The sequence below is a fragment of the Pseudidiomarina aestuarii genome, assembly GCF_003987355.1.
GTDB classification, from domain to species: Bacteria; Pseudomonadota; Gammaproteobacteria; order Enterobacterales; family Alteromonadaceae; genus Pseudidiomarina; species Pseudidiomarina aestuarii.
The window spans coordinates 1,300,868-1,324,709 of the sequence record NZ_PIPR01000001.1 but is presented as its reverse complement, the minus strand read 5'-3'; the positions used below and the strand labels follow the sequence as shown (position 1 = coordinate 1,324,709).

Annotated in this window: 24 protein-coding genes; 13 read left to right on the top strand and 11 right to left on the bottom strand. The window is 50.7% G+C overall.

The genetic code is table 11. The features are described 5' to 3' along the window. Positions 1-33: 33 nt before the first annotated feature. The 7 genes from CWE22_RS06050 to mutH form a co-directional block, all read right to left on the bottom strand. Positions 34-1,674: an ATP-binding protein gene (locus CWE22_RS06050; RefSeq protein WP_169930450.1), complete on the bottom strand. Its 1,641-nt coding sequence runs from the start codon at positions 1,672-1,674 to the stop codon at positions 34-36. Positions 1,675-1,677: 3 nt separating this feature from the next. After that, positions 1,678-2,718, bottom strand: a complete 1,041-nt coding sequence (locus CWE22_RS06045; protein ID WP_169930449.1) for a class I SAM-dependent methyltransferase — start codon at positions 2,716-2,718, stop codon at positions 1,678-1,680. After that, positions 2,715-3,746 carry a succinylglutamate desuccinylase/aspartoacylase family protein gene (locus tag CWE22_RS06040; RefSeq protein WP_169930448.1) on the bottom strand — a complete coding sequence of 344 codons (1,032 nt, stop codon included), beginning with the start codon at positions 3,744-3,746 and terminating at the stop codon, positions 2,715-2,717. The genes CWE22_RS06045 and CWE22_RS06040 overlap by 4 nt, the downstream gene beginning before the upstream one ends. Positions 3,747-3,820: 74 nt before the next feature. Beyond that, entirely contained in the window at positions 3,821-4,726 is a 906-nt protein-coding gene (gene rimK / locus CWE22_RS06035; protein WP_169930447.1) for a 30S ribosomal protein S6--L-glutamate ligase, read from the bottom strand. Then, the gene (locus CWE22_RS06030; protein ID WP_169930446.1) at positions 4,723-5,160 is read right to left on the bottom strand and encodes an ATP-dependent zinc protease family protein; all 438 of its coding nucleotides are present in this window, start codon (positions 5,158-5,160) and stop codon (positions 4,723-4,725) included. Before CWE22_RS06030 ends, rimK begins: the two co-directional genes overlap by 4 nt. A gap of 63 nt (positions 5,161-5,223) precedes the next feature. Next, positions 5,224-5,913 (bottom strand): DUF2982 domain-containing protein, encoded by a 690-nt coding sequence (locus CWE22_RS06025; protein WP_169930445.1) that lies wholly within the window; start codon positions 5,911-5,913, stop codon positions 5,224-5,226. Then, positions 5,910-6,596, bottom strand: a complete 687-nt coding sequence (gene mutH / locus CWE22_RS06020) for a DNA mismatch repair endonuclease MutH (RefSeq protein WP_169930444.1) — start codon at positions 6,594-6,596, stop codon at positions 5,910-5,912. Before mutH ends, CWE22_RS06025 begins: the two co-directional genes overlap by 4 nt. Positions 6,597-6,684: 88 nt before the next feature. On the opposite strand from mutH, the gene rppH reads away from it, so the two are divergent. The 5 genes from rppH to CWE22_RS05995 are packed head-to-tail and all read left to right on the top strand — an operon-like array spanning position 6,685 to position 12,051. Further along, positions 6,685-7,239: an RNA pyrophosphohydrolase gene (gene rppH / locus CWE22_RS06015; protein WP_169930443.1), complete on the top strand. Its 555-nt coding sequence runs from the start codon at positions 6,685-6,687 to the stop codon at positions 7,237-7,239. A 12-nt stretch (positions 7,240-7,251) separates the two neighbouring features. Then, a complete protein-coding gene (gene ptsP, locus CWE22_RS06010; protein ID WP_169930442.1) occupies positions 7,252-9,525 on the top strand; it encodes a phosphoenolpyruvate--protein phosphotransferase in 2,274 nt (757 codons plus the stop codon). A 34-nt stretch (positions 9,526-9,559) separates the two neighbouring features. Next, positions 9,560-10,351, top strand: a complete 792-nt coding sequence (locus CWE22_RS06005; RefSeq protein ID WP_169930441.1) for a sulfite exporter TauE/SafE family protein — start codon at positions 9,560-9,562, stop codon at positions 10,349-10,351. A 3-nt stretch (positions 10,352-10,354) separates the two neighbouring features. Next, a complete protein-coding gene (gene lgt / locus CWE22_RS06000) occupies positions 10,355-11,203 on the top strand; it encodes a prolipoprotein diacylglyceryl transferase (RefSeq protein WP_169930440.1) in 849 nt (282 codons plus the stop codon). Further along, complete coding sequence (locus CWE22_RS05995; protein WP_169930439.1) at positions 11,200-12,051, top strand: thymidylate synthase; 852 nt, start codon at positions 11,200-11,202, stop codon at positions 12,049-12,051. Before lgt ends, CWE22_RS05995 begins: the two co-directional genes overlap by 4 nt. Positions 12,052-12,131: 80 nt before the next feature. On the opposite strand, the gene tcdA is transcribed toward CWE22_RS05995, so the two are convergent. Beyond that, entirely contained in the window at positions 12,132-12,896 is a 765-nt protein-coding gene (tcdA, locus tag CWE22_RS05990; protein ID WP_169930438.1) for a tRNA cyclic N6-threonylcarbamoyladenosine(37) synthase TcdA, read from the bottom strand. Between the two features lie 236 nt (positions 12,897-13,132). Continuing rightward, positions 13,133-13,540 (bottom strand): SufE family protein, encoded by a 408-nt coding sequence (locus CWE22_RS05985; RefSeq protein ID WP_169930437.1) that lies wholly within the window; start codon positions 13,538-13,540, stop codon positions 13,133-13,135. Between the two features lie 139 nt (positions 13,541-13,679). Here CWE22_RS05985 and CWE22_RS05980 point away from each other — a divergent pair, with 139 nt between their 5' ends. From CWE22_RS05980 to CWE22_RS05965, 4 genes are all read left to right on the top strand, one after another. Beyond that, positions 13,680-14,429: an electron transfer flavoprotein subunit beta/FixA family protein gene (locus tag CWE22_RS05980; RefSeq protein ID WP_169930436.1), complete on the top strand. Its 750-nt coding sequence runs from the start codon at positions 13,680-13,682 to the stop codon at positions 14,427-14,429. Next, a complete protein-coding gene (locus CWE22_RS05975) occupies positions 14,426-15,355 on the top strand; it encodes an electron transfer flavoprotein subunit alpha/FixB family protein (RefSeq protein WP_169930435.1) in 930 nt (309 codons plus the stop codon). Before CWE22_RS05980 ends, CWE22_RS05975 begins: the two co-directional genes overlap by 4 nt. A 136-nt stretch (positions 15,356-15,491) precedes the next feature. After that, a complete protein-coding gene (locus CWE22_RS05970) occupies positions 15,492-17,336 on the top strand; it encodes a DUF1302 domain-containing protein (protein ID WP_244595962.1) in 1,845 nt (614 codons plus the stop codon). A gap of 154 nt (positions 17,337-17,490) precedes the next feature. After that, the gene (locus tag CWE22_RS05965) at positions 17,491-19,536 is read left to right on the top strand and encodes a S9 family peptidase (RefSeq protein WP_169930434.1); all 2,046 of its coding nucleotides are present in this window, start codon (positions 17,491-17,493) and stop codon (positions 19,534-19,536) included. A 71-nt stretch (positions 19,537-19,607) separates the two neighbouring features. Here CWE22_RS05965 and CWE22_RS05960 read toward each other — a convergent pair whose 3' ends face one another. Continuing rightward, positions 19,608-20,366, bottom strand: coding sequence for a glycosyltransferase family 2 protein (locus CWE22_RS05960; protein WP_169930433.1), 759 nt, complete (start codon positions 20,364-20,366; stop codon positions 19,608-19,610). A 102-nt stretch (positions 20,367-20,468) separates the two neighbouring features. Here CWE22_RS05960 and ung point away from each other — a divergent pair, with 102 nt between their 5' ends. Continuing rightward, a complete protein-coding gene (ung, locus tag CWE22_RS05955; RefSeq protein ID WP_169930432.1) occupies positions 20,469-21,131 on the top strand; it encodes a uracil-DNA glycosylase in 663 nt (220 codons plus the stop codon). A gap of 23 nt (positions 21,132-21,154) precedes the next feature. On the opposite strand, the gene CWE22_RS05950 is transcribed toward ung, so the two are convergent. Beyond that, a complete protein-coding gene (locus CWE22_RS05950; protein WP_169930431.1) occupies positions 21,155-21,313 on the bottom strand; it encodes a DUF3545 family protein in 159 nt (52 codons plus the stop codon). 228 nt (positions 21,314-21,541) lie between these two features. On the opposite strand from CWE22_RS05950, the gene suhB reads away from it, so the two are divergent. From suhB to iscR, 3 genes are all read left to right on the top strand, one after another. Further along, positions 21,542-22,342: an inositol-1-monophosphatase gene (suhB, locus tag CWE22_RS05945; RefSeq protein WP_169930430.1), complete on the top strand. Its 801-nt coding sequence runs from the start codon at positions 21,542-21,544 to the stop codon at positions 22,340-22,342. Between the two features lie 24 nt (positions 22,343-22,366). Beyond that, positions 22,367-23,095, top strand: a complete 729-nt coding sequence (trmJ, locus tag CWE22_RS05940; RefSeq protein WP_169930429.1) for a tRNA (cytosine(32)/uridine(32)-2'-O)-methyltransferase TrmJ — start codon at positions 22,367-22,369, stop codon at positions 23,093-23,095. 250 nt (positions 23,096-23,345) lie between these two features. Continuing rightward, the gene (gene iscR / locus CWE22_RS05935; protein WP_169930428.1) at positions 23,346-23,837 is read left to right on the top strand and encodes a Fe-S cluster assembly transcriptional regulator IscR; all 492 of its coding nucleotides are present in this window, start codon (positions 23,346-23,348) and stop codon (positions 23,835-23,837) included. Positions 23,838-23,842 lie beyond the last annotated feature (5 nt).

Genomic DNA, 23,842 nt, shown 5'->3' with positions numbered 1-23,842 from the left:
GTAAGAAATCGACCAATAACTCGCAAAGCTAGATTAAATGCGGCCGCACTGTTGTAGTGGAATCTCGATTAGGAAGGTAGTGCCGGCATTCAGTTGCGTTTCATACTCAATGTGACCCTCTAATAATTGATTAACGAGGTTATAGACGAGGTGCAATCCGAGGCCGGTTGCACCCAGTCCACGCTTGCTCGTTACGAAGGGGTCAAAGATGCGTCGACCAATCTGTTCTGGAATACCTTCACCATCGTCCGAGTAGGTGATTTTCAAGTGTGCCGGTTGCTCTTCGAGTTTCGCCGTGATGACTTCGAACTGGATTCGGATATGACCATGGTCACGTTCTGCAAACGCGTGCTGCAAGGAGTTCTGTACGAGTTGCATCAGTATTTGAGTGAGTGGTCCTGGCCGACTACACACAACCATATCGGCTGGACACTCGACGTCAATCTGGTGCGCGTCGAGTTGCGGGAAGCGATTATGCAGCGATGCGACGACGTCGGTCACGAAACTGTTGAGTTCAAACTCACGCGGATCTTCAGCGAATTGATCCATCGCCAACTGACCGAAACGCGTAATCAAATCAGCAGTGCGTTTAATATTGCGACTAATCAACTGCAAGTTTTCATCCGTGGCCTGCAGAAAGTCCTCAAATTGCTGGCTGGTAATCTGCCGTTCAGCGAACTTACTCCGCATTGAATCCAATTTATCTTGCAGAATCGATGTCGAGGTAATGGCCAGACCTACCGGCGTATTCACCTCATGCGCGATACCCGCCACCATGTCGCTGAGTGAGGACATTTTCTCCGCTTCAACGAGTTGACGTTGGTATTGATGCAGTTTCTCGAGGGTATTCAGTAATTCTTGGTTGGCATCACGCAGTGCGGCGGTGCGCTGCGTCACCTGTCGTTCCAATTCGGTGTTCAGTTGGCTGGCTTGTTGCTCAGCCAGTTCTTGCCGCCGGATGTGCTGTTGAATGCGCTCTAGCATGGTATTGAAGCTGCTTGAGAGACGCTCCAGCTCATGTAACGAGGCCTCTGGTAAACGCATGGAGTAATCTTTATCTCTCGCGACTTCTTGTAATGAGTCCACCAAATGATCAATCGGCCTCATCAGGTAACGTCGTAATCTGAGTGTGATCAGCCAAGCCAGCAACATGGAACTCAGCACAACAATCAACGACACCACGATGCTGAGCCAAACGAGATTATCAATATCGTCCCGAGAGGCACGCAAATAGACGTACCCAACCACTCGGTCATCAATACTGACTGGCCACGCCGCCTCAATGTAGCGTTCGGCTAAACGTGCGCCTAACAAGCTCTCAACGCGTTCAAACCGAGCTGGAATAGGCGCTAAGCTCTCGCGGTTGTAGCTACCGAAATAGCGCATCATGGCTGAGCTCTCGCCCAACTGATACAAATGGATATGGTCGATATACTTCGTTTCAGCGAGGTTGGCGAGCCACTCGGTCGGATCCCGCCCGCCATCAAACACGATGCTGCGGCTGCCACTAATTGCAATCAAGCGCGTAAACTGTTCAGTGCGCTCCAACAGCCGCTTCTCAACATTCTGAATTAACAGCGTGCTCACCACTAAGCACGCGAGCGTCACTAATAGAGTCGTGGTAGCGACCACCATCAGTGAAATGCTGCGTTTGATAGAGGTGAAGCCGATCATGGTTTAGTGCCGCTTACGATCGCGTGACTTGAGTCGAGCCCGATAGACCGCAAAACGATTGTCTTCTGCAATCCTATCGAAGGTACCAAAAGTTTTCTCCAGCAACTCGGGCCAGGGCAAGAAGCGGTTCGCGACCAGCCAGAGCTCTCCACTGAGGGTGAGATGCTGATGGACGTCCCGTAAAAATTGTTCGCCGATTTTATAATCTGTCGCGAGCCCAGTATGGAAGGGTGGATGACTGACAACATAATCGTAGCGTGGCAAATTAGACGGTAGTCCTTCCTCGGCGAGCAACGTACCGGTCAGGCCGTTTTGCTCGAGGGTCTTGCGGGTCGCCGCTAGTGCCATGCAGCTAACATCAAGATAGCTGACGTCAAGCTCAGGCCCGGCGCGATTTAACCAAGCGCCTAACACACCATGACCACAAGCGAAATCAAGTAACTTCCCGCGCTGCCACTGCGGTAGGTGTTGCAATAACATTGCGCTGCCCGCATCGATGCTTGGGAAGGCGAATACGCCCGGGTAACTGGCTAAGTGAAGGGGTTCTTCTTGACCGGGTTGTGGGAGTTCGCAATGGGTTAAAAACGACTCCAGTGCAAAGGTTGTTTGCTGTTTGACAGCCGTTGCTATCAACAATGAATGATTGCCACTGGTAATTTTTTGCGCAGGCTCGAGACAGTCTGGCAATACCTTATGAATACTCTTAATTCCACTACGATTCTCACCGACGAGCCAGATTGTGCTACCAGCGGGTAGTACACTTGCGAGTGCGCGAACAATATAATCAGTCAGTGGTTTTTCTTTGGGTAACCAGACCAGTGCTGCGGTCGCTTCGCTATGCGGTGGCAGTTCACCAAAGTGATGCAAACCAGCTCCGCGCTGCCAGCGTTTGGCATAGCCTGCGTGCAAGTTCCAAGTAGCTTGGACATCCAGCTCAGCGGCGACTTCAGGATCAGGCGCGTTCACGAGCAACAAGGGTTGTCCAGCAAACCGATCGGCATGCCGGATCACCAGTTGTGACGGTGCCTGTATTCGATTCTTCATGTTGGCTTCCGTTCGTATGCTTCGGTAAAGACATCGACACTCTCAGAAGCATCGTCCATATCTTCATTGTCTTCAAACTGAGCGACATTAAAAAGCGCTTCGCCTTCATTGGCAACTGGAATATTCGAAATGCCAATCACAATACCATGATAAGGACTGCGAATTGGACTGAGTTCCGCGCCGTGTGGGTTGACGGTTTGCGCAATAATCTGACCTTTGGTGATGGTTTGCCCCAGTTCAACTTTTGGAATCACCAAACCGTCTGACTCTGAGCGGATCCAGTTACTGCGATGCGCGACGACAGGCGTGACCTTTTTACGGCTGCGGCGACCTTTCAACATCTTCAGCATCTTCATAACGTTCTGCACGCCGTTCACACCTGCATGAATGGCTGCGTAATCAAACCGCAGTGCTTCACCGGCTTCGTATAAAATCAACGGAATACCGAGCTCTGTCGCAAGCGAGCGCAACGAGCCATCGCGCTCTTTCGAATGCAGAATAACGGGCGAACCAAAACTCTCCGCCATGGCCAGCGCTTCATCGTTGGTGGTATCGACTCGAATTTGCGGCAAATTACTGCGATGAATTGCACCCGTGTGCAAATCAACGATGTGCGTCGCATTCTTGACCAATGTTTCACTGAATAGATGAGCAAGTCGACTGCCCAACGCACCGCGTTCTGAACCTGGGAAGCAACGATTTAAATCGCGCCGGTCAGGGAGGTAACGTGATTGCTGAATAAAGCCAAAGACATTCACAACGGGCACGACTATAAGTGTGCCGGCCAGTTGGAGCGGGTCAATCACGCCCATTAAGCGGCGGCAAACCTCGACACCGTTGAGTTCATCGCCATGAATCGCTGCACAGACAAGTAGTGTGGGTCCCGGCTTCACGCCATGGAAAACTTCTGCATGCAAATCCATCGGCGTATCGTTATACAGGCGCGCTGCCGGAATCTTAATACTATGCCGGGCACCCGCAATGATGCGCTCGCCAGCCAAATGAAATACTTTTACTTTCCCAGCCATGAAACCCCAAGCAAGTGAATAGTGATCAGTGAACAGTGAACATTCTCTTTTCACCGTTCACTTTTTACCGGTAGTTAGCCTCGGCCTTTGGTCCGCGTGCGATGTGCTTTCGCGTGACTTTCAATAAAGCTGATGATTTGACCAGCCACGTCTTTGTTGGTCGACATCTCAATTCCTTCCAGACCCGGTGACGAGTTCACTTCCATAACCAGTGGGCCATGATTGGAGCGCAAGATATCAACACCCGCGACATTTAAGCCCATGGTTTTGGCGGCTTTAACAGCCGTCGCTCGCTCTGCTGGCGTGAGTTTGACCAGACTAGCGCTACCACCGCGATGGAGGTTGGAGCGGAACTCACCGGCTTTGGCCTGACGTTTCATAGCAGCGATAACTTTATCGCCAATGACGAAGCAACGGATATCGGCGCCCCCTGCTTCTTTGATATATTCTTGCACCATAATGTGTGAGCGCAGGCCCATAAAGGCTTCAATCACGCTCTCGGCTGCTTGCCGAGTTTCCGCGAGAACCACACCAATACCTTGGGTGCCTTCGAGCAATTTGATGACAAGCGGTGCACCACCGACCATATCGATTAAATCGGGGATATCTTGCGGCTGGCTGGCAAATCCAGTGATCGGCAGACCAATGCCCTTGCGGCTCAATAATTGCAGCGAACGCAATTTATCCCGGCTGCGCGAAATCGCTACCGATTCATTCAACGGATAAGTACCAATCATTTCGAATTGGCGCAATACAGCCGTGCCGAAGAAGGTCACCGACGCACCAATGCGCGGGATTACGGCGTCAAAGGGGGGTAAATCACTTCCCTTCATGTGAATCGATGATTCACGGGCATTAATGTTCATATAACAACGCAGCGGGTCGAGCACGTGCATCTCGTGCCCGGCAGCCTCACCGGCTTCGACCAATCGCTTGGTTGAGTAAAGTCTTGGGTTTCGCGATAAAATGGCGATTCTCATGAATGCGCTCCAGTCACAGGTTGACCGAGTAAAAAAGATGATTGTGGGTCTACCACAAATTTCCCGCGCATGGCCTGACGACCGAGGAGCATGCGGAATTTCATGGTATCACGATTCGTTAAAGTAAGCTCTATTGGCTCAGCGAAGGCACCTAGCTGCAGATGGCTACGAATCACGTAGCGCAACTCCGTGTGGCCGCCAGAATCGGTTACTTCGCGCTGGTCAGCAATAGGCGCCTCACAGACGTGTTCACGATCACTGTTTTGCTCTGGGTGGAGCCAAATGCGGAGCCATGGCTTACCGTTGCGCTCAAATGGTTCCAATCGGAATGCATGCAGGCACGAGGTCTTTGCACCGGTGTCCACCTTCATTTTAATGGCATCAACTCCCAATTCTGGGAGGGCGCCCCATTCGCGCCAACCAATCGTTTCCATGCATGACTTCCAGTTTAGAATGATGTGGCAAGAATAATGGGCTGACGCTTAAACAGCAAGCATCTAAAGATATTGCTGCCGACTACTCTGCAACTGGCGTAGATACTGAATAAACTCGTCTAGTGGGCGGTCGAGTGCACTGGCGTGAATAAAAATATCGTAGCCCAGTAACTCGCGGAGTTGTTGAGAGCGCACGGCAAACATGGCTTGTAGGCCCTTATATTCGCGGCCACTGCGGCCAATAAAGCGTTCAGGGATATCGTAGTATTGGCTGTAATCACGTAAATCTGGCCGTTCATAACGTAAGCCCAGCGCGAGCAGATGGCGTTGTTCGACAATCACATGTGACATCAGGCGGGGAGAAATGCGTTGTAGTAGTACCTCAATATCTTCCAACCGAAAGCCTAAATAAGGCAAATCTTCCAGGTTCAAGCCACGTTGAACACGTGGTGCATCGAAGCGAGTGATGGCTTCCCACGGCAAGGTCCACTGACCGCGGCGATGTGAATAAGTGATGTCAGCAGGCGTAATAATGAGGCTAGTCTCGGGCTCCAGTAACTTAGCAATACCCAAAAACAGTAGCACTGCGCTCGCAATCCATAACAGTCCGAAGGCCGCAGGAGCCAGCGGTGCCTCCACCAACCAACAGAACATGGCGACGGCGAAGATCAAAACACCGAGCAAGCAAAAAGTCAGCGCGTTTTGGCGCGCTGCGGGACTGATATTACGCTGCAAAGGGCTTGGTGTACTCATGACTCATTAGTACGAGTGTCGTCGAAATCTAGATTGAATGCCTCAGCAATTAACTGCTGCGTAAACTGAGTTTTCAAATAGAAACCGCGGGGCAGCGTTTGGATGACTTCACCATGGCGTCCAATCGCTGCCGTTTTGACACGGCCATTGGCTGCTTTCGGGCGCAATTGCATGACTTCACCCTGGTGCGCACTAATCGATTCGACTTGGCCCAGAGCAATTTTGTCCATGTGCTCCTGCCAATCTGCCTTCAGCTGCGCTTCCTGCTGTGCCGATGGGCGCCATAAAAAAGCAGTACCAACGGTGCGTTGTGCCAGCGGCACATCCCGGCGCCCGTCAATGGGTATCCACAATACACATTGTAATTTATTGCGTACGTTGGATCGTTCCCAAGTCAGTTCATGCACATCCATTAACGGAGTCGTGCAGACAAAGGTCGTTTCCAGTGGTTTCCCGCGTGCGTTCAGAGGAATCGTTTTAAGCTCTACGCCGAGTTCCGGGAAGTCCTGTACCGCTTGCGAACCGGCGCTGGCACCGAGTTGCCTTTCCAGTAATTGCCCGACCCACCCTTTGTGTCGTCGTAAATCGGCTGGTACCGCTAATTTTACTTCGGCGGCTAAGTCGGCAAACGTACGACCAGCGAGCGCGCTGGCGCGATTAAACAGGGTTATCAGGTCTTGCACGGGCGTCCTCTCTGTGCTTTTCCTCTTTTCATCACGCGGCGATTATGGAAGAATCAACTTTAGAAGTCGAATTTAAGAGGATGCTCGCGTGATAGACGCAGAAGGGTTCCGAGCAAACGTCGGAATCATCATCTGTAACGAGCAGGGACAAGTCTTTTGGGCGCGTCGATTTGGACAACACAGCTGGCAGTTTCCTCAAGGTGGCATCGATGACGGTGAAACAGCCGAACAAGCCATGTACCGTGAGTTGTGGGAAGAGGTAGGCTTAAAGCCCGAACAAGTAGAGATCGTCTACACCAGTCGCAACTGGTTTCGCTACCGCTTACCGAAACGTCTTGTGCGACGCGAACAACGACCAACCTGTATTGGTCAGAAACAGAAGTGGTTTTTGCTACGACTCAAATGTGCAGAAGCAGACGTCAACGTGATGTGCTCGTCACATCCAGAATTTGATGACTGGCGCTGGGTCAGCTATTGGTATCCTGTGCGACATGTGGTGTCGTTCAAACGGGATGTGTATCGTCGCGTGATGAAAGAGTTCGCCCCTATTGTCATGCCAACCGCCAGTGGTCAACGACAACAGCATCCGGCGCCGCGCTCAGGACCAGTAAAGAGGCAACGCCACTCCCGTCGTAAACGTTGATGGAGTGCAACCGTGCTACGAGTTTTGCAACGTATTGTCGAGGCCGTGAACCAAGCGCCAGATTTCGAGCTGGCGCTGCAAATCATGGTGCGGCAAGTGAAAGAAGCGTTGCAGACCGACTCGTGCACGATTTATTTGGCTGACCATGATCAGCAGCAGTTTGCACTGGCGGCAACCGATGGCCTCGTTATTCATTCCGATAAACCCATTCATGTGCCTTTTGGCGAAGGGATCATCTCGCTTGCAGCGCAGCGCGAAGAGCCGCTAAATATTGCCAATGCGGCAGACCATCCGAAGTTCCTCAAGCTCGATCAAGTGGATGAAGAACGCTACAAAGCCATGTTAGTAGCGCCCGTTATTCATCGCCGTCGAGTACTCGGTATCCTCACCGTTCAACAAGCTAGTGCGCGGGCTTTCACGCGTGATGAAGAAGCCTTCGTCGTGACACTCGCGGCGCAGCTGGCGGTGGTGGTGGCACATGCCGAAGCGAAAGGACTATTGCGAACCACCAGTCAGTCCCCTTGGTTACACACTTTGAAAGGTTTACCGGCAGCGCCTGGTGTAGCAATAGCTGAAGCCTACGTGGTGCGGCCACGTGCGCGGTTGAGTGAAGTAACGCCAAAGAAAACCGATATGCCGGAGCACGAAATCCGTCGCTTTCGAGCAGCGGTAAAACGGACGCGAACTGAACTGACCGAGCTCAGTGACCGCATGCGTGATCAAGTGGCGGAAGAGAGCCTCGCGATTTTCGAGGTCTATCATGCCATGCTCGATTCTGAGTCGCTGGGTAAAGAGGTCGAAGAGACAATCAGCCAAGGGTGGCGTGCGCAAACCGCGCTGCGTAAGGTGGTCGAGCATTTGGTGAATCAATTTGAAGCGCTCGACGATGAGTATATTCGCGAGCGTGCCAGCGATGTGCGTGACTTAGGGCAGCGTATTTTATCGCACTTGAAGCAACACAATGGCGCACGGCACAACCCACCGGAAAACTGCATTTTGGTGGCTGAAGAAGTCACTCCAACCATGCTCGCTGAGCTTCCCGATGCCAATATTATTGGTATGGTCTCGCTGCGAGGGTCGGGTAGTTCGCACGCAGCTATTATGGCGCGCAGCATGGGAATTCCTGCAGTACTCGGTGTGGATGACCTTGCCCTCGATGAAATTGAAGGGCAAACGCTCATTGTCGACGGTTACAACGGTGATATCTTTATAAATCCGCCGTTGCAGGTCGAGTCGGAATACCGAGAACTCGCTGACGAAGAAGTCTTGCTGCGTGAAAAAGTAGCAACGGCCCGTCATTTGCCTGTCGAAACCTTAGATGGCATTCACATTCAGTTGCAGCTCAACGTCGGTATGTCGATTGAACATGACTGGTTAACCGAGCTGAACGTCCAAGGTGTTGGGCTTTACCGAACCGAAATCCCCTTCATGATGCGCGAGCGTCTACCGACCGAAGATGAGCAAGTCGAGCTCTACACCCAAGTGCTGGATCAGTTTAGTCCGCATCCGGTGGTCATGCGCACGCTGGATGTCGGTGGCGACAAACCCTTACCTTATTTACCGATGAAAGAGGAGAATCCGTTCCTCGGCTGGCGTGGTATTCGCATGACGCTGGATCATCCGGAAATCTTCTTGGTACAGATCCGAGCCATGCTGAGAGCCTCCGTTGGCCGGAACAACCTTCGTATTTTGTTGCCAATGATTACCAATGCTGAAGAGGTGGATGAGTCTGCACGTATGGTCAAGCAGGCTTATCATGAGGTCGCGGAAGAGTATCAATGTGGCGTCGATGAGAGTTTGTTCCAACCTCAACTCGGTGTGATGATTGAAGTGCCCGCCATGATCTATCAGTTGCATGCGGTTGCCGATAAAGTTGATTTCTTTTCGGTCGGGACCAACGACCTAACCCAGTATATGCTGGCGGTCGATCGCAATAATCAGCGCGTCGCGGGGCTCTATGACGCCTATCATCCAGCGGTACTGCATGCGCTTCAACAAATTGCAGAGCGCTGTCGTGAATTGAATAAACCCGTGTCAGTGTGCGGCGAATTGGCGGGCGAGCCGGGCGGTGCGCTATTATTAGCCGCAATGGGTTACCGCACACTGAGCATGAATAGTTACAACATCGATCGAATTCGCTGGATTATCCGGCATGTGGAATCACAGCAACTCGAGCGTATTTTAGCCGCAGCATTAGCGTCTCGCTCGCCGCAGCAAGTGCGGCAAATCATTACTATGGAACTTGAGAAGTTAGGTCTGGGCGGATTTGTGCGTGCTGGCGCCTAATGGCAATCATCTCTCACTGCATTAAGGAACCTTCGTGCTGTTAACAGGCTGGTTATGGTGTTTAGCGGGTGGCGTGCTAGCGGGAACGTTAGCGGGCATGCTCGGCATCGGTGGTGGCCTGATCATTGTTCCATTACTCATCTATCTACTCCCGATTCTTGGCGTTGACCCACAATTAGTGGTGCAAATGGCCGTCGCCACCTCACTGGCCACTATTGTCATGACCACACTCAGTTCCGCACGGTCACACTTACGGCACGGGCAGGTGAGTTTCTTCTGGGTACGACGCTTGATTCCCGGACTCATGGTTGGGGCCGTGTTTGGTGCTTGGTTGGCGACACAATTGAAGCCAGAATGGTTGCAACGAATCTTCGCCATTGTGCTGATGGGGCTGTCGATTCGCATGTTGATTCCGCAACGATCGGGTGAGCCATTGACGGATGTTTCGAAGCGTCTGATGGGCTTAATCAGCGCTGGCATGGGTACTTTGTCGGCGTTAGTGGGTATCGGTGGTGGTTCATTGACCGTGCCGCTACTGCAGCGCTTACACGTACCCATTCGCCAAGCGATTGCGGTATCATCGGTCGGCAGCTTGAGTATCGGCTTGAGTGCTGCCATCGCGTTTATTGTGTTAGGTCAGCAATTGGAAAATAATTCTGGCTTGTTTGGCTATGTGCACTTCGAAGCTTGGTTGGCAATTTCAATTAGTTCGGTATTATTTGCCCCTATTGGTGCATCACTGGCACAGAAAATACCCGTAAAACATTTACAGCGGTTTTTTGCCGCGTTTTTAGTCATTATTGCCATTAAATTAGTTATAGGATAATTCATGTCGACCACCGAGTTTTTGCAGCATCCGAACATCGATCCGATCATTTTTGGCTTCGAGGTATTCGGTTTTGACATCGCGCTGCGGTGGTATGGACTGACCTATTTAGTCGGCTTCTTCTTCGCTTGGTATTGGGGCAACCGACAGTGCAAAATGGCGCACTATAAGGCGCACGGCTGGAACGAGAAAATATTTGGTGATGTGCTGTTCTGGGGCTTTGTTGGCGTCATCTTGGGCGGACGCATCGGTTACGTGATTTTCTATCAATTTGAGTATTTCGTGAGTAACCCGCTGTACCTCTTCAATTTTGGTAGCGGAGGCATGTCCTTCCACGGCGGTATGTTGGGCGTGATTGCGGTGCTGGCGCTCTATGCCCGCAAATTGAATATGTCGCTGCTCAGAGTGGGTGATTTCATTGCACCACTTGTGCCCATTGGACTCGGTATGGGGCGTATCGGGAACTTCATTAATGGTGAGTTATGGGGACGTGTTACCGACGTGCCTTGGGCCATGATTTTTCCTGCTGCGGGGCCAGAGCCTCGCCACCCGTCACAGTTATATCAAGCTACCCTCGAGGGTTTTGTGCTGTTTGCCATCTTGGCTTGGTATTCACGCAAACCGCGTCCAACTGGCGCAGTCGGTGGACTTTTTTTACTCGGCTACGGTGTGGCGCGTTTTGCGGTGGAGTTCGCGCGTCAACCTGATTCGCATTTAGGCCTTTTATCATTAGGAATGTCGATGGGGCAGTGGTTATCGCTACCGATGATTCTGGTCGGTGGGGGTATCATGATTATCGCGCATAAACGTCGGCTTCCAACAACGCCAACCAGTAAGAAGGGCAAGGCATGAAACAATATTTAGAATTATGCCAACGCATCGTCGAGCAGGGCGAGTGGGTCACCAATGAACGCACGGGCAAGCGCTGTTTAACAGTAATCAATGCTGATCTCGAATACGATGTAGCGGGTAATCAATTTCCTTTGATAACGACTCGAAAAAGTTACTGGAAGGCCGCAATTGCCGAGCTGATCGGCTACATTCGAGGTTACGACAACGCCGCTGATTTCCGTCACATTGGCACCAAAACCTGGGATGCGAATGCGAACCTCAATGAAGCTTGGCTCAATAATCCTTATCGCAAAGGTGAGGATGACATGGGTCGGGTCTATGGCGTACAAGGGCGCGCGTGGGCAAAGCCTGATGGCGGCGTTGTTGATCAATTACAAAAGGTCGTCGATAACTTGAGTCGTGGGCTCGATGATCGCGGTGAAATTATTAGTTTCTATAACCCGGGTGAGTTTCACATGGGGTGTTTGCGTCCATGCATGCACACCCATAACTTCTCCCTGTTAGGTGACACGCTCTATCTCACCAGTTTTCAGCGTTCGTGCGATGTCCCGCTCGGCCTCAATTTCAATCAAATTCAAGTGTTCACGTTCTTGGCTCTGATGGCGCAAATAACCGGGCACAAAGCTGGACGTGCGTATCACAAAATCGTCAATGCCCATATATATGAAGACCAGTTGGCGCTCATGCGGGACGTGCAACTCAAACGTGAACCGTACCCATCACCGCAGTTACACATCAATCCGGACATCAAGTCTCTGCACGATCTGGAAACCTGGGTCACTATGGACGACTTTGAAGTAACTGGGTATCAGCACCACGAGCCCATCGCGTACCCCTTCTCAGTCTAAGTGATAGTGAATGGTGAATAGTGATCAGTGAAATCAGTTCAGCGTAATTCACCAACCTTTTGGTATTTTCTATTACCTGTTCACTGTTTACTTTTCACTAGTTTTTGCAGGAGTAGAGCGGTGGCATGCATCGCAAAGGTGGTAGTCACCACCATCGATGCACCAAACCCCGTATTACAGTCCATTCGCATCGAGCCGGCGCCAGGTTTTGCGTGACTCCAGTGACCATCGCCAGTGGGGTAGCGCAACTGCTCAGTCGAATAAACTGCAGTGACACTAAAATTGCGTTGCGGATTTTTACTGAAGTTGTAGTCACGGCGCAGTAATGCACGCACTTTGGCGAGTAAAGGATCTTGAGTGGCTTTGGCGAGATCACTGCTGCGAACTTGACTGGGGTCTACTTGACCGCCAGCTCCACCGCAGGTCACCAACGGCAATTTACGTCGTTTACACCAGGCAATGAGACCGGCTTTTACGGTCACACTATCTACCGCGTCTAGAACCGCTGTCACGGGATCACCCAAGTAGGTGTCGAGATTATCAAGCGTCAAAAAGTCGTCAATCACGCGCACATTGCAATCAGGATTAATATCCCGGACTCGTGCAGCTAGCACCTCGGTCTTCAATTGACCAATAGTGCTATTCAGAGCCGGAAGTTGTCTGTTAATGTTGGTCAGACAAATATCGTCCATATCGATGAGAGTCAGAGCTCCGATGCCCGAACGAGCAAGCGCTTCTACTGCCCAGGAGCCAACTCCACCCAATCCGATGACCGCAATATGCTGGCGCTGAAAAGCCTCCAGTGCTGGAGCACCATAGACACGCTCAATCCCACCAAACCGCATTGTTTATCCCTCAAAATTTAAATACGTTACTAGCTACTAGCTATTCGAAAACCCAGCTCCGCTTTTGTTTTAGCTTTTGCTCTTGCTAGTAACCAGTAACCAATAGCGTTCTCAATCTAGCGCTTTGTTGTAGCTTTTGCTCTTGCTAGTAACCAGTAACCAGTAGCGTTCTCAATCTAGCGCTTTGTTTTAGCTTTTGCTCTTGCTAGTAACCAGTAACCAGTAGCGTTCTCAATCTAGCGCTCTTTGATCGCTTGTACCACCGAGCGGAGACCATTGCGACGCGAGGCCGTCAAGAAGGCTCCCAACCCTACGCGTTGCAGATGTGCATCGAGATCGTAAGCAGCGACCTGTGCGCGCGTGGCGCCATCTAAGGCGCTAGCGATGATCAAAAGCAACGCTTTGACGATGCGTGCCTCACTGTCCACGCCCAGTTGCAGGCGACCCTCTGCCGTGTAATTGACGGTCATCCACACGCGGGCTTCACAGCCAAAACGCTCATTCTCTGGGCTTCGCTCAGTATCGCTCAAAGCGGGCGTCGAACGGCTCAGTTGCACCAAGTAGCGCATACTTTGCTCGCGACCGCCAATCAACCGGGCCTGCTCGGATAGATCGGTTTCGTTCAATTTCCCGTAAACAGACATAGACAAGCTTTTCCTCGTTGATCAGCGCCAAAAATCGCGCGAATAGTACCATTTTTACCCTGAAAAATGTTAATCTGCGCGCTGTTCAAGCAAATTATCTACTGAAGTTAGTTCATTTCAGCAACACAGGAACGACAACATGAAAGTATTAGTGGCGGTAAAACGCGTCATTGATTACAACGTGAAAGTGCGGGTCAAGGCTGACCAATCTGACGTTGATCTCGCAAATGTGAAAATGGCGCTCAACCCGTTTTGTGAAATAGCGGTTGAAGAAGCAGTACGCCTAAAAGAAAAAGGCATCGCTGAAGAAGTCGTCGTCGTCTCAATTGGCCCGAAAGCCGTTCAAGAACAAATGCGCACAGCTATGGCACTCGGTGCTGACCGTGGCATCCATGTTGAGACTGATGACCTTCCCGACAGTCTCGCGGTAGCTAAGTTGCTCAAAGGTGTGGTGGAAAAAGAACAACCGCAACTGATCATCTTGGGCAAGCAGGCGATTGACTCAGATAATAACCAAACCGGACAAATGCTCGGCGCTTTAACTGGCATGCCGCAAGGCACATTTGCGTCGAAAGTTGACGTAGACAGCAATACCGTCAGCGTCACGCGTGAAGTCGATGGCGGCTTGCAAACCGTGAAGCTCCAATTGCCTGCTATCGTAACCACTGATTTGCGCTTAAATGAGCCGCGTTATGCGTCGTTACCGAATATCATGAAAGCAAAACGCAAACCGCTCGATACTCTAACGCCAGATGACCTAGGCGTTGCGGTTAAGCGCACAGTCAAAGTATTAAAAGTCGAAGCTCCAGCCGAGCGCAGCGCAGGTGTGAAAGTTGCTGATGTGGCGGAGCTGGTCGAGAAACTGAAAAATGAGGCAAAAGTGATATGAGCATTCTCGTTATTGCCGAGCACAACAACAGTGAATTAAATCCAGCAACGCTGAAGACTCTGAGTGCTGCGCAGGCCATTGGTGGCGACATCGATGTGTTGGTAGCCGGTGATGGTTGCCAAGCCGTTGCTGAAGAAGCAAGCAAAATTGGTGGCGTGAACAAAGTACTCTGCGCGAGTAACGCCGCTTACGGTCATTTCCTCGCGGAAAACTTAGGCACTTTAGTGGCTGAGTTGGGTAAAGGCTACAGCCATATTTTGGCGCCAGCGACCACCACCGGTAAGAACTTTATGCCGCGTGTTGCTGCTTTATTAGATGTGGCGCAAGTCTCTGACATTATCGCTGTCGAGAGCGCAGATACCTTTAAGCGTCCAATCTATGCCGGTAACGCTATTGCAACTGTGCAGTCGGAAGATGCCATCAAGGTCATCACCGTTCGCGCAACCGCATTTGATGCAGTGTCAGCGGAAGGCGGCAGTGCAAGCGTAGAAACTGTCGATGCTGCGCATGCGAGTGACAAGTCGGAATTTGTTGGTGAAGAGCTGGCACAATCCGAGCGTCCAGAGCTGACTGCCGCGCGCGTGGTTATTTCGGGTGGTCGCGGTATGCAAAACGGCGAAAACTTCCATCTGTTAGAAAAAGTGGCTGACAAATTGGGCGCTGCAGTTGGTGCTTCACGAGCTGCGGTTGATGCGGGCTTTGTGCCAAACGACTACCAAGTGGGTCAAACCGGCAAAATCGTTGCTCCAGAGCTCTACATCGCTGTCGGTATCAGTGGTGCCATTCAACACTTGGCGGGTATGAAAGACTCGAAAGTCATTGTCGCAATCAACAAAGATGAAGAGGCGCCAATTTTCCAAGTTGCTGACTACGGATTAGTCGCAGATTTGTTTGAAGTATTGCCGCAACTCGACCAATCACTCTAAGTTACACAATTCGTAACGTTTAAAATGGGCTGACTATGCAAATAGTCGGCCCATTTTTTCTAACCCACCACTTGCATATTTGTAACTCATCGGACATGATTGACTGCATAACATCCTACATGGATAGGTGGCTAACATGAAAAGAAGAACAACTATGCTGAAAAAATTACCACTCGCAACCGCTATAACGCTGGCCCTGGTTGGTACTGCAGGAGCTCAAGCAGCAGAATTCGAAGTCGGCGATTTTCGTGTCAAATTCGATTCAATTATCTCTTACGGCGCCGCTTGGCGTTTAGAAGAACGCGATATGCGTCTCATCCATCCGGGGAATATGGACGGTGGTATGGGCCAGTCGGGTGTTGCCGATGACGGTAACTTGAACTTCGACAAAGGCGACATGGTCTCCTCAGTCATTAAAGGTGTTCATGACTTAAGCATTGATGGCGGCGATTACGGCGCCTTCGTTCGTTTTAAGTATTGGTATGATGACGTCATCAAAAATGAAGCGGTACCACATGGTCACACCGCTACCAACTATTTCCCAGATGCGACCTTAGATAATGACGCGCTGGACGATTTCTCAACAGGCTCGGGCTTTGAGCTACTCGATGCGTTCGTTTACGCCTACTTTGACCTGGGTGATATGCCAGTCAACTTACGTGTGGGTCGCCAAGTATTGAGTTGGGGTGAGAGTACTTTCATCTTCAACGGTGTCAACGCGATTAACCCGATTGACGTCAACGCTGTACGCCGCCCTGGTGTAGAAATCAAAGAAGCACTATTGCCGGTTGGCATGGTCAACCTGAACTTAGGTCTGACCGACTCAACCAGTTTAGATATGTTCTATCAGTATGAGTGGGACAACACCAAGCTTGATGGTTGCGGTACCTTCTTCTCTACTGTCGACATTTTAGGTGGTCCAGGTTGTGACAAGGTTACTCTGAACCCAACATTGGTCGCAGGGGTCCCTTCTTCTTCACTGAGTGACCGTGAATCAGTGATGTTCGGCACCTATCTTGACCGCTCACCAAACATTGAGCCAGATGATGATGGCCAGTACGGTTTTGCATTGCGTCACTATGCCGTTGATTTAGACGTTGAGTTTGGTGTGTATTACATGAATATCCACAACCAGACGCCAATTATTTCTGCTTACAACTGGAAGTTGCAGCCATCTCCGTCGCGTTCGCACCCAGATGGTATTCCAATTGCTGGTCCGAACTATGCGCTTGAGTACCCAGAAGACCAAGAAATTATGGGTGCCAGCTTCTCAACCAACTTTGGCCTCTGGTCAGTGGGTGGTGAGTATAGTTTCCGTCCTGATCAAGCAGTGCAGATCAATACCACTGAAATCTTGACTGCAGGTTTGCGTGCTGGCGTCCCTAGTACCTTCTTAAACCGACTTGAAGCCGACGCTGATGGCAACTTCACCAATTTGGGTGAGCTTCTTTCGGGTTATGATGAGCTAGACGTCAGTCAGTGGCAGTTAACTGGTATTCGCTTCCTTGATAACGTGATGGGCGCAAGCCGAGTCACCTTTATCGGTGAAGTGGCGATGAACAAAGTTCACTCGCTACCTGGCTTAGACACTCAGCGTTATGGCCGTAACCCAGTGTACGGAAAGTGTTTAACTCGCGCAGACCAAATGATGTTGGGTAACCCAGCGCCAACCGCTGACATTAACTGTGATGGTTTTGTCACTGCGAGCTCTTGGGGCTACCGCGCACGTTTTGTTGCCAACTACAACAACGTTTGGAATGGTTGGAACTTAACGCCAACTTTAGCGCTTGGTCATGATGTCAAAGGTACTTCACCAAACAGCAACTTCTTAGAAGGCCGTAAAACAGTCGGTCTGAGTGTTGATGCGGATTACCTGAGCAACTACAAAGTGAGCGTAGGTTACAACATTAACACTGGCGGTGAATACGAAGCTGCAAGCGACCGTGACTTTGCATCGGTCAGCTTTAGCTACTCGTTCTAATCGCTGCTTCGTTTGAATAGAAATCAAAAACCCGCTTCGGCGGGTTTTTTGTTGGTCGCAATTGCATGGTGATTAAACGAGTATCGACTAGGAAAACTACGATCGAGCGACTATGGTATGTAGACACCGTTTTCTCATCATTGAGGTTAGGCGCATGAAACAACTTTCCTACTTACTATTGGGCTTAGCGTTGGCCGTTCCAACGGTTTACGCCGACGAAAGTGAATCCAAACAAGCCAGTAAAACGCTGCAATTGGAAGACGTCTTTCAATTGGAGTATGCCAGTGACCCGCAAGTACATCCCACCGGTGAGTACACCGTCTTTGTCCGAAACTATATGGACATTATGGAAGATCGCCGTTATGGCAACCTCTGGAAAGTGGAACACAATGGCACGTTGCGCCCGTTAACCGGTGGCATGCACCAAGACCACTCTCCCATTTGGTCGCCTGATGGCAAAACACTGGCTTTCGTCTCGAATCGCAGTGGCAGTCAACAGATTCATTTGTACTGGAACGACACCCGCGAGCACGCGCCTATTACTCGGTTGACGGGATCGCCATCGGGCCTTAGTTGGTCGCCAAATGGTCGTTGGATTGCGTTCAGCATGTTTACGCCGAAGCCGAGCAAACCACCGGTCTCCTTACCAGGGCAGCCGAAAGGTGCAAACTGGGCCGAGCCAGCAAAGTATATTGATAAGGACACCTATCGGGTTGACGGTGGAGGCTATGCGCCGGAAGGCTATCGCCAAATCTACCTAATTCCAGCCAGTGGTGGTACGCCACGTCAGCTGACCTTTGATGACTACAATCATGGCGGCACCTTGGCTTGGAGCGGTGACTCAAAAAAGATTATCTTCAGTGCAAATCGTCGTGACGATGCTTGGCAGCAACCTATCAACAGCGAGCTTTATAGCTTGAATGTGGAATCAGGCGAGATCCAAACATTAACCGATCGCGTGGGGCCTGATAGCTCACCAGCTGTTAGTCCTGATGGTCGTTTTGTGGCTTGGCTGGGCTATGACGACAAGGAATTGAGCTATCAATTAAACCAGCTCTATGTAATGGAACTGGACGGTGGCAAACCACAATTGCTAACCGAAGATTTGGACTACGCCATTGATAGTATTCAGTGGGGCGCCAATAGCCGCACTATCTATGCATCCTATGAAAAACATGGCAATGGTCACGTTGTCAGCATGAATTTGAGTGGTCGACGTACCGAATTAGTCGCCAATATGGGGGGCTTGAGTTACTCGCGTCCTTACAGCGGCGGTGCGTTCTCCGTAGCTGATGACGGGACCTTGATTTATACCTTAGCGCAGCCACAACGGCCTGCTGACTTAATGCTTAAATCGGGGAATCGCGAGCGCAAACTAACGTCACTTAATGACGATGCACTGGCGCACAAAGAACTCGCGCGCATTGAAGAGATTTGGTACGAGTCGAGTCATGACGGAAAACAAATTCAAGGTTGGATTGCATACCCTCCTGGCTTCGATGAAACCAAGAAGTATCCACTCATTTTAGAGATTCATGGCGGACCACATACCGCTTACGCTGGCTCGTTTGCTGCCGAAATTCAGCTGATGGCTGCCAAGGGTTACGTAGTGCTTTATACCAATCCACGCGGCAGTACCAGTTACGGCGAAGCCTTCGCGCAGGAAATTCATCACAACTACCCAAGTCACGACTATACCGACTTAATGGACGGCGTCGATGCAGTGATTGCGAAAGGTTTTATTGATGAAAATCGTTTGCACGTGACCGGTGGCAGTGGTGGTGGCGTGTTGACCGCGTGGATTGTCGGACATACCGATCGCTTCGCATCTGCTGTGGTCGCTAAGCCAGTGATTAACTGGTACAGCTTTGTGTTAACCGCAGATATGTATAACTACTTCACGAAGTACTGGTTCCCCGGTATGCCATGGGACAACCTCGAGCATTACATGAAGTTTTCACCGATTAGTTATGTGGGCAATGTCACTACGCCAACCATGTTGCTGACCGGTGAAGCGGATTACCGCACGCCAATCTCAGAATCAGAGCAGTATTACCAAGCACTAAAACTAAACAACGTGGAAACAGCGATGGTGCGGGTTCCCGACGCACCACATGGTATCTACTCACGCCCCAGTAATCTAATGGCAAAAGTAGCTTACATCCTGCACTGGTTCGAGCAGCACCCCGAAAAGAAATAAGCGATAATGGCTATTGGTTACTAGTTACTCGCTAGTAGCCAGTAGCCAGTAGCCAGCAACCAGTAACGCTTTTAGTGTTTTGAGCGATACCGCTGCTCGTAGAGCTTGGCTTCGGTGAGGAAGAAGTAGAACGCGTCGATGTGTGCTTTGACGAAGCCTCTCCAGCCCGAAAATATCATTCCGCGGAGTAAATAGAACTTCAGAAACATCAGTGGGTATATCAACAACAGTCGCGGTAGAGACACTTTTCGGTTGCGCTCGCTGCGCACGCGCGCTTTCAGTTCAGAGTAGCTATTTAACTTCGCCATGTAGCCATGCACACTGTCATAGCCATAGTGTTTCATGGTGATGTCGGTTTGCTGGGTGGTACCGTCGATGTGAATGTGCTCGTGGACGTACTGTGTGACATCCCAGTGCGCTTTGGTTTTGCGGTAAAAGCGGCAAAATTTGTAGCGCTTGGCGCCGGGGAGTTTGTCTCCGAACCACCAATCGTCGCGTTTTAGCCAATAGCCGTCAGCTTGATTCGATGCCGCTAGTTCGCGCAGTTGCTCGATAGCTCCAGTGGGCAGCACTTCATCGCCATCTAAATTGAGTACCCAATCGTGAGTGCACTGCTCAAGCGCAAAAGACTTCTGTGCTGCAAAGCCAAGCCATTCCTGCTGAATGATGCGGGCGCCGTGGCGCTCTGCAATTAAGAGCGTGTCATCGTCAGACCCAGAATCAACAATCACGATTTCGTCTGCACCACGAACGCTGCTTAGAACCTCATCTAAATAGCGTCCTTCATTGAGCGTGATAAGATAAACACTGATTTTTGGTGCTGCTGACATAGTGATTATGGACCGCCGTTCGAACTGATAGTGATAAAGTTAATCAGAATATTATCGAAGATTTATGACATTTACCAAATCAATACAAAGGCCGATGCAACGATGAGTACTTGGACTGACCTACTTGGCGCAGAAAAGCAGCAACCCTATTTTCAGGAGCTCCTGACTCGCGTCCAAGCGCGAAGAGAGCAGGGCGTGACTGTCTACCCGGCAGCGCAGGAGGTATTTCAGGCATTCAAACTGACAAAGGTCGAGAATTTAAAAGTGGTCATTATCGGACAAGACCCCTATCACGGCCCCGGCCAAGCGCATGGCCTGTGTTTCTCGGTTCCAGTTGGTATTCCCGCACCGCCTTCATTGAAAAATATTTATAAAGCCCTAAGTCATGATTTCGCTGATTTTACCGCACCACAACATGGTAATTTGACTCATTGGGCGGAGCAGGGCGTGCTACTTCTCAATACCGTACTCACGGTTGAGCAAGGACAGCCAAACTCACATGCCAACTGGGGTTGGGAACGATTTACGGATACGGTGATACAGCAAATTAATGAGCACTGTGAGGGCATTGTGTTCTTACTGTGGGGTAGTCATGCGCAAAAGAAGGGGAAAATAATCGACCGACAACGTCACCATGTGTTGACGAGTGTACACCCATCCCCACTTTCAGCTCATCGCGGTTTTTTGACTTGCGGTCATTTCGCGGAGGCGAACCGACTGCTAGGCGCCAATGCAATTGATTGGCACCTGCCACCTGCTACTTAAATTCGATAGCGACTTTTTAGCGTTTAAAAGTCGTCGAGTTCTTCCGCATAACCGTACTCTTCGAGTTCGGCCTGCAAACGACGCTTTTCTTTCAACGCTTCAATTTCACGCCAGCAGCGCTTACCTGCGCTTTTCCCTGATTTACCACTTTCAACATTATCGAGCTCTTCTGAATGATCCATCGGATCCTCCTTGGCTGTTATCGTTGTTTTTAGCGCAACAAATAGATAACACGGTAAAAAAACAAAAGCAAGAACGATATTCGCTATTGGTTACTAGCTACTCGAAAACACAGATCTAGGCTCTTCTAGAAGCCAGTAACCAATAGCTAGTAACGCTCTTGGCATTTGAGAGGTTTTGCAGTATCATGCGCGCCCGAATTCGTTCTTTTACAGCACAGGTACTTTGGTATGCATCCGATGTTAAACATAGCGGTGCGCGCTGCGCGTGCGGCCGGAAAAATCTTAGTGAAGAATTTTGGTGTCGAAGCCGACATTAATGTTCAAGCAAAATCGCAGAACGATTTTGTCTCCGAGATTGACCAGGCAGCCGAAAGCGCGATTATTCGCTCGATTCAAAAAGTGTTTCCTGACCACACGTTTCTCGCTGAAGAAAGCGGTGAGACGGGCGGTAAAGATGCTGACCATCAGTGGATTATTGATCCTCTGGATGGCACGACCAATTACCTGCGCGGTATCCCGCATTTTGCCATTTCCATTGCCTATCAATTCAAAGGTGTTACCCAAGTAGCGGTGATTTATGACCCGTTACGTGAAGAGCTGTTCACCGCAACCAAAGGTGCTGGCGTTCAATTGAATGGCAAACGTTTGCGTGTCAAAGCACGTCGTGATCTGCAAGGTGCTTTGCTCGCCACAGGCTTCCCATTCAAGCGCAAAGACTTACTCGAAACCTATCAGAATGTATTCGCTGCATTGTTTGAAGATGCTGCCGATATGCGCCGTAATGGCTCCGCTGCACTAGATTTAGCCTATGTTGCTGCGGGTCGTATGGATGGCTTCTGGGAATTCTCACTCGAACGTTGGGATATCGCTGCCGGCGCCCTCATGGTGCGTGAAGCGGGTGGCTTGATTACCGACTTCGGTGGCGGCCATGATTACATGACGAGCGGCAACGTCGTTGCTGGCAACCCCAAGGTGGTGCAAGGCATTCTCGGTAAGGCGCGTGCGCATTTACCGAAAGCTATGAAGTAAGGCGACAAGAGGAGAGGCGCGGACATGCTCGATTCCATTCGTATCGTATTGGTGAATACGTCGCATACCGGAAATATTGGTTCGGTTGCTCGTGCCATGAAAACCATGGGACTGTCGCAACTGACCTTGGTTGATCCTGTGCAGGCTCCGGACAGTCATGCGTCAGCATTGGCTGCCGGTGCTACCGACGTTTTACACCGCGCCAACATTGTCGGCAGTTTGGCAGAAGCCATTGCCGACTGTGGCTTAGTCATAGGTACGAGCGCACGCAACCGCACCCTGGACTGGCCGTTGATTGGGCCACGTGAAGCAGCCGCGCAAACCCTCAGAGAAGTATCGCAGTACCCAGTTGCGTTGGTGTTTGGTCGAGAAAGCAGCGGCCTGACTAACGAAGAGCTACAGCAATGTACGCATCATGTGCACATTCCATCGAATCCCGAGTACAGCTCGCTGAATCTAGCCATGGCCGTGCAAACTTTGGCTTACGAAATTCGCATGCAATATCTCGAAGCCGAACAGCAACCCAAACCAGAAACCACCGAGTACCCGCTTGCAGAAGATCTTGAGCGCTTTTATACGCATCTCGAAAGCACATTGCTCGACACCGGCTTCATCATCAAACAACACCCAGGCCAAGTGATGGCGAAACTGCGCCGCATGTTCGCCCGCGCTCGTCCGGAAGTCGCGGAGCTCAATATCCTCCGAGGAATCCTGACTTCAATCGACAAAAGAGTGAAAAGCGGTAAAAGCTAATAGTTACTAGTTACTAGTTACTAGTTACTAGTTACTCGAAAACACAGATCTAAGCTTTTCTAGTAGCCAGTAGCCAGTAGCCAGTAGCCAGTAGCCAGTAGCCAGTAGCCAGTAGCTCTCTGGTTTTAGCATTTCGCTCTTGCTAGTAGCCAATAGCCAGTAGCTAGTAACGCTTACTCGTCCTCTGATAATACTTGACTAAAACAGTCGGGAATGTCACAATTTGCGTAGATTTTTAGGAGAACGCACTATGCGATTAACCTCGAAAGGACGCTACGCCGTGACTGCAATGCTCGACGTTGCGCTCCATACCCAAGATGGCCCAGTTCCGCTCGCCGATATCTCAGAACGGCAGGGTATTTCGCTGAGTTATCTTGAACAATTATTCGCTCGCTTGCGTAAGCAAGGGCTGGTGAGTAGTGTGCGCGGTCCAGGCGGTGGTTATCGTCTCGGGTTAGAGGCGCATGCTATCTCAATCAGCGCAGTGATTCAGGCTGTCGATGAGTCTATCGATGCCACACGTTGCCAAGGTAAAGGCGGGTGCCAGGGTGGTAGCCGTTGCTTGACCCACTCATTGTGGGAAGGTCTGAGTGACCGAATCGAAGATTTCCTAGCCGGCATTACGCTGGCAGAGCTTGTCACCAAGCAAGACATCGCACAAGTTGCCCAGCGTCAAAACCTGCAGGCAGCCGAGCAAAAGAAACGCGAGCAGCAAATCGCTCTCAATTGCCAGATGGGGTAGTACCA

What these genes read in the sequence shown, in the direction of transcription:
- CWE22_RS06045 (WP_169930449.1), bottom strand. Translation starts at nt 2,718, where the DNA reads ATGAAGAATCGAATACAGGCACCGTCACAACTGGTGATCCGGCATGCC.
- rimK (WP_169930447.1), bottom strand. Translation starts at nt 4,726, where the DNA reads ATGAGAATCGCCATTTTATCGCGAAACCCAAGACTTTACTCAACCAAG.
- CWE22_RS06050 (WP_169930450.1), bottom strand. Translation starts at nt 1,674, where the DNA reads ATGATCGGCTTCACCTCTATCAAACGCAGCATTTCACTGATGGTGGTC.
- CWE22_RS05970 (WP_244595962.1), top strand. Translation starts at nt 15,492, where the DNA reads ATGAAAAGAAGAACAACTATGCTGAAAAAATTACCACTCGCAACCGCT.
- CWE22_RS06030 (WP_169930446.1), bottom strand. Translation starts at nt 5,160, where the DNA reads ATGGAAACGATTGGTTGGCGCGAATGGGGCGCCCTCCCAGAATTGGGA.
- trmJ (WP_169930429.1), top strand. Translation starts at nt 22,367, where the DNA reads ATGCTCGATTCCATTCGTATCGTATTGGTGAATACGTCGCATACCGGA.
- CWE22_RS05980 (WP_169930436.1), top strand. Translation starts at nt 13,680, where the DNA reads ATGAAAGTATTAGTGGCGGTAAAACGCGTCATTGATTACAACGTGAAA.
- CWE22_RS05960 (WP_169930433.1), bottom strand. Translation starts at nt 20,366, where the DNA reads ATGTCAGCAGCACCAAAAATCAGTGTTTATCTTATCACGCTCAATGAA.
- CWE22_RS06040 (WP_169930448.1), bottom strand. Translation starts at nt 3,746, where the DNA reads ATGGCTGGGAAAGTAAAAGTATTTCATTTGGCTGGCGAGCGCATCATT.
- CWE22_RS05965 (WP_169930434.1), top strand. Translation starts at nt 17,491, where the DNA reads ATGAAACAACTTTCCTACTTACTATTGGGCTTAGCGTTGGCCGTTCCA.
- CWE22_RS05975 (WP_169930435.1), top strand. Translation starts at nt 14,426, where the DNA reads ATGAGCATTCTCGTTATTGCCGAGCACAACAACAGTGAATTAAATCCA.
- iscR (WP_169930428.1), top strand. Translation starts at nt 23,346, where the DNA reads ATGCGATTAACCTCGAAAGGACGCTACGCCGTGACTGCAATGCTCGAC.
- suhB (WP_169930430.1), top strand. Translation starts at nt 21,542, where the DNA reads ATGCATCCGATGTTAAACATAGCGGTGCGCGCTGCGCGTGCGGCCGGA.
- CWE22_RS05995 (WP_169930439.1), top strand. Translation starts at nt 11,200, where the DNA reads ATGAAACAATATTTAGAATTATGCCAACGCATCGTCGAGCAGGGCGAG.
- CWE22_RS05950 (WP_169930431.1), bottom strand. Translation starts at nt 21,313, where the DNA reads ATGGATCATTCAGAAGAGCTCGATAATGTTGAAAGTGGTAAATCAGGG.
- tcdA (WP_169930438.1), bottom strand. Translation starts at nt 12,896, where the DNA reads ATGCGGTTTGGTGGGATTGAGCGTGTCTATGGTGCTCCAGCACTGGAG.
- CWE22_RS05985 (WP_169930437.1), bottom strand. Translation starts at nt 13,540, where the DNA reads ATGTCTGTTTACGGGAAATTGAACGAAACCGATCTATCCGAGCAGGCC.
- CWE22_RS06025 (WP_169930445.1), bottom strand. Translation starts at nt 5,913, where the DNA reads ATGAGTACACCAAGCCCTTTGCAGCGTAATATCAGTCCCGCAGCGCGC.
- ung (WP_169930432.1), top strand. Translation starts at nt 20,469, where the DNA reads ATGAGTACTTGGACTGACCTACTTGGCGCAGAAAAGCAGCAACCCTAT.
- lgt (WP_169930440.1), top strand. Translation starts at nt 10,355, where the DNA reads ATGTCGACCACCGAGTTTTTGCAGCATCCGAACATCGATCCGATCATT.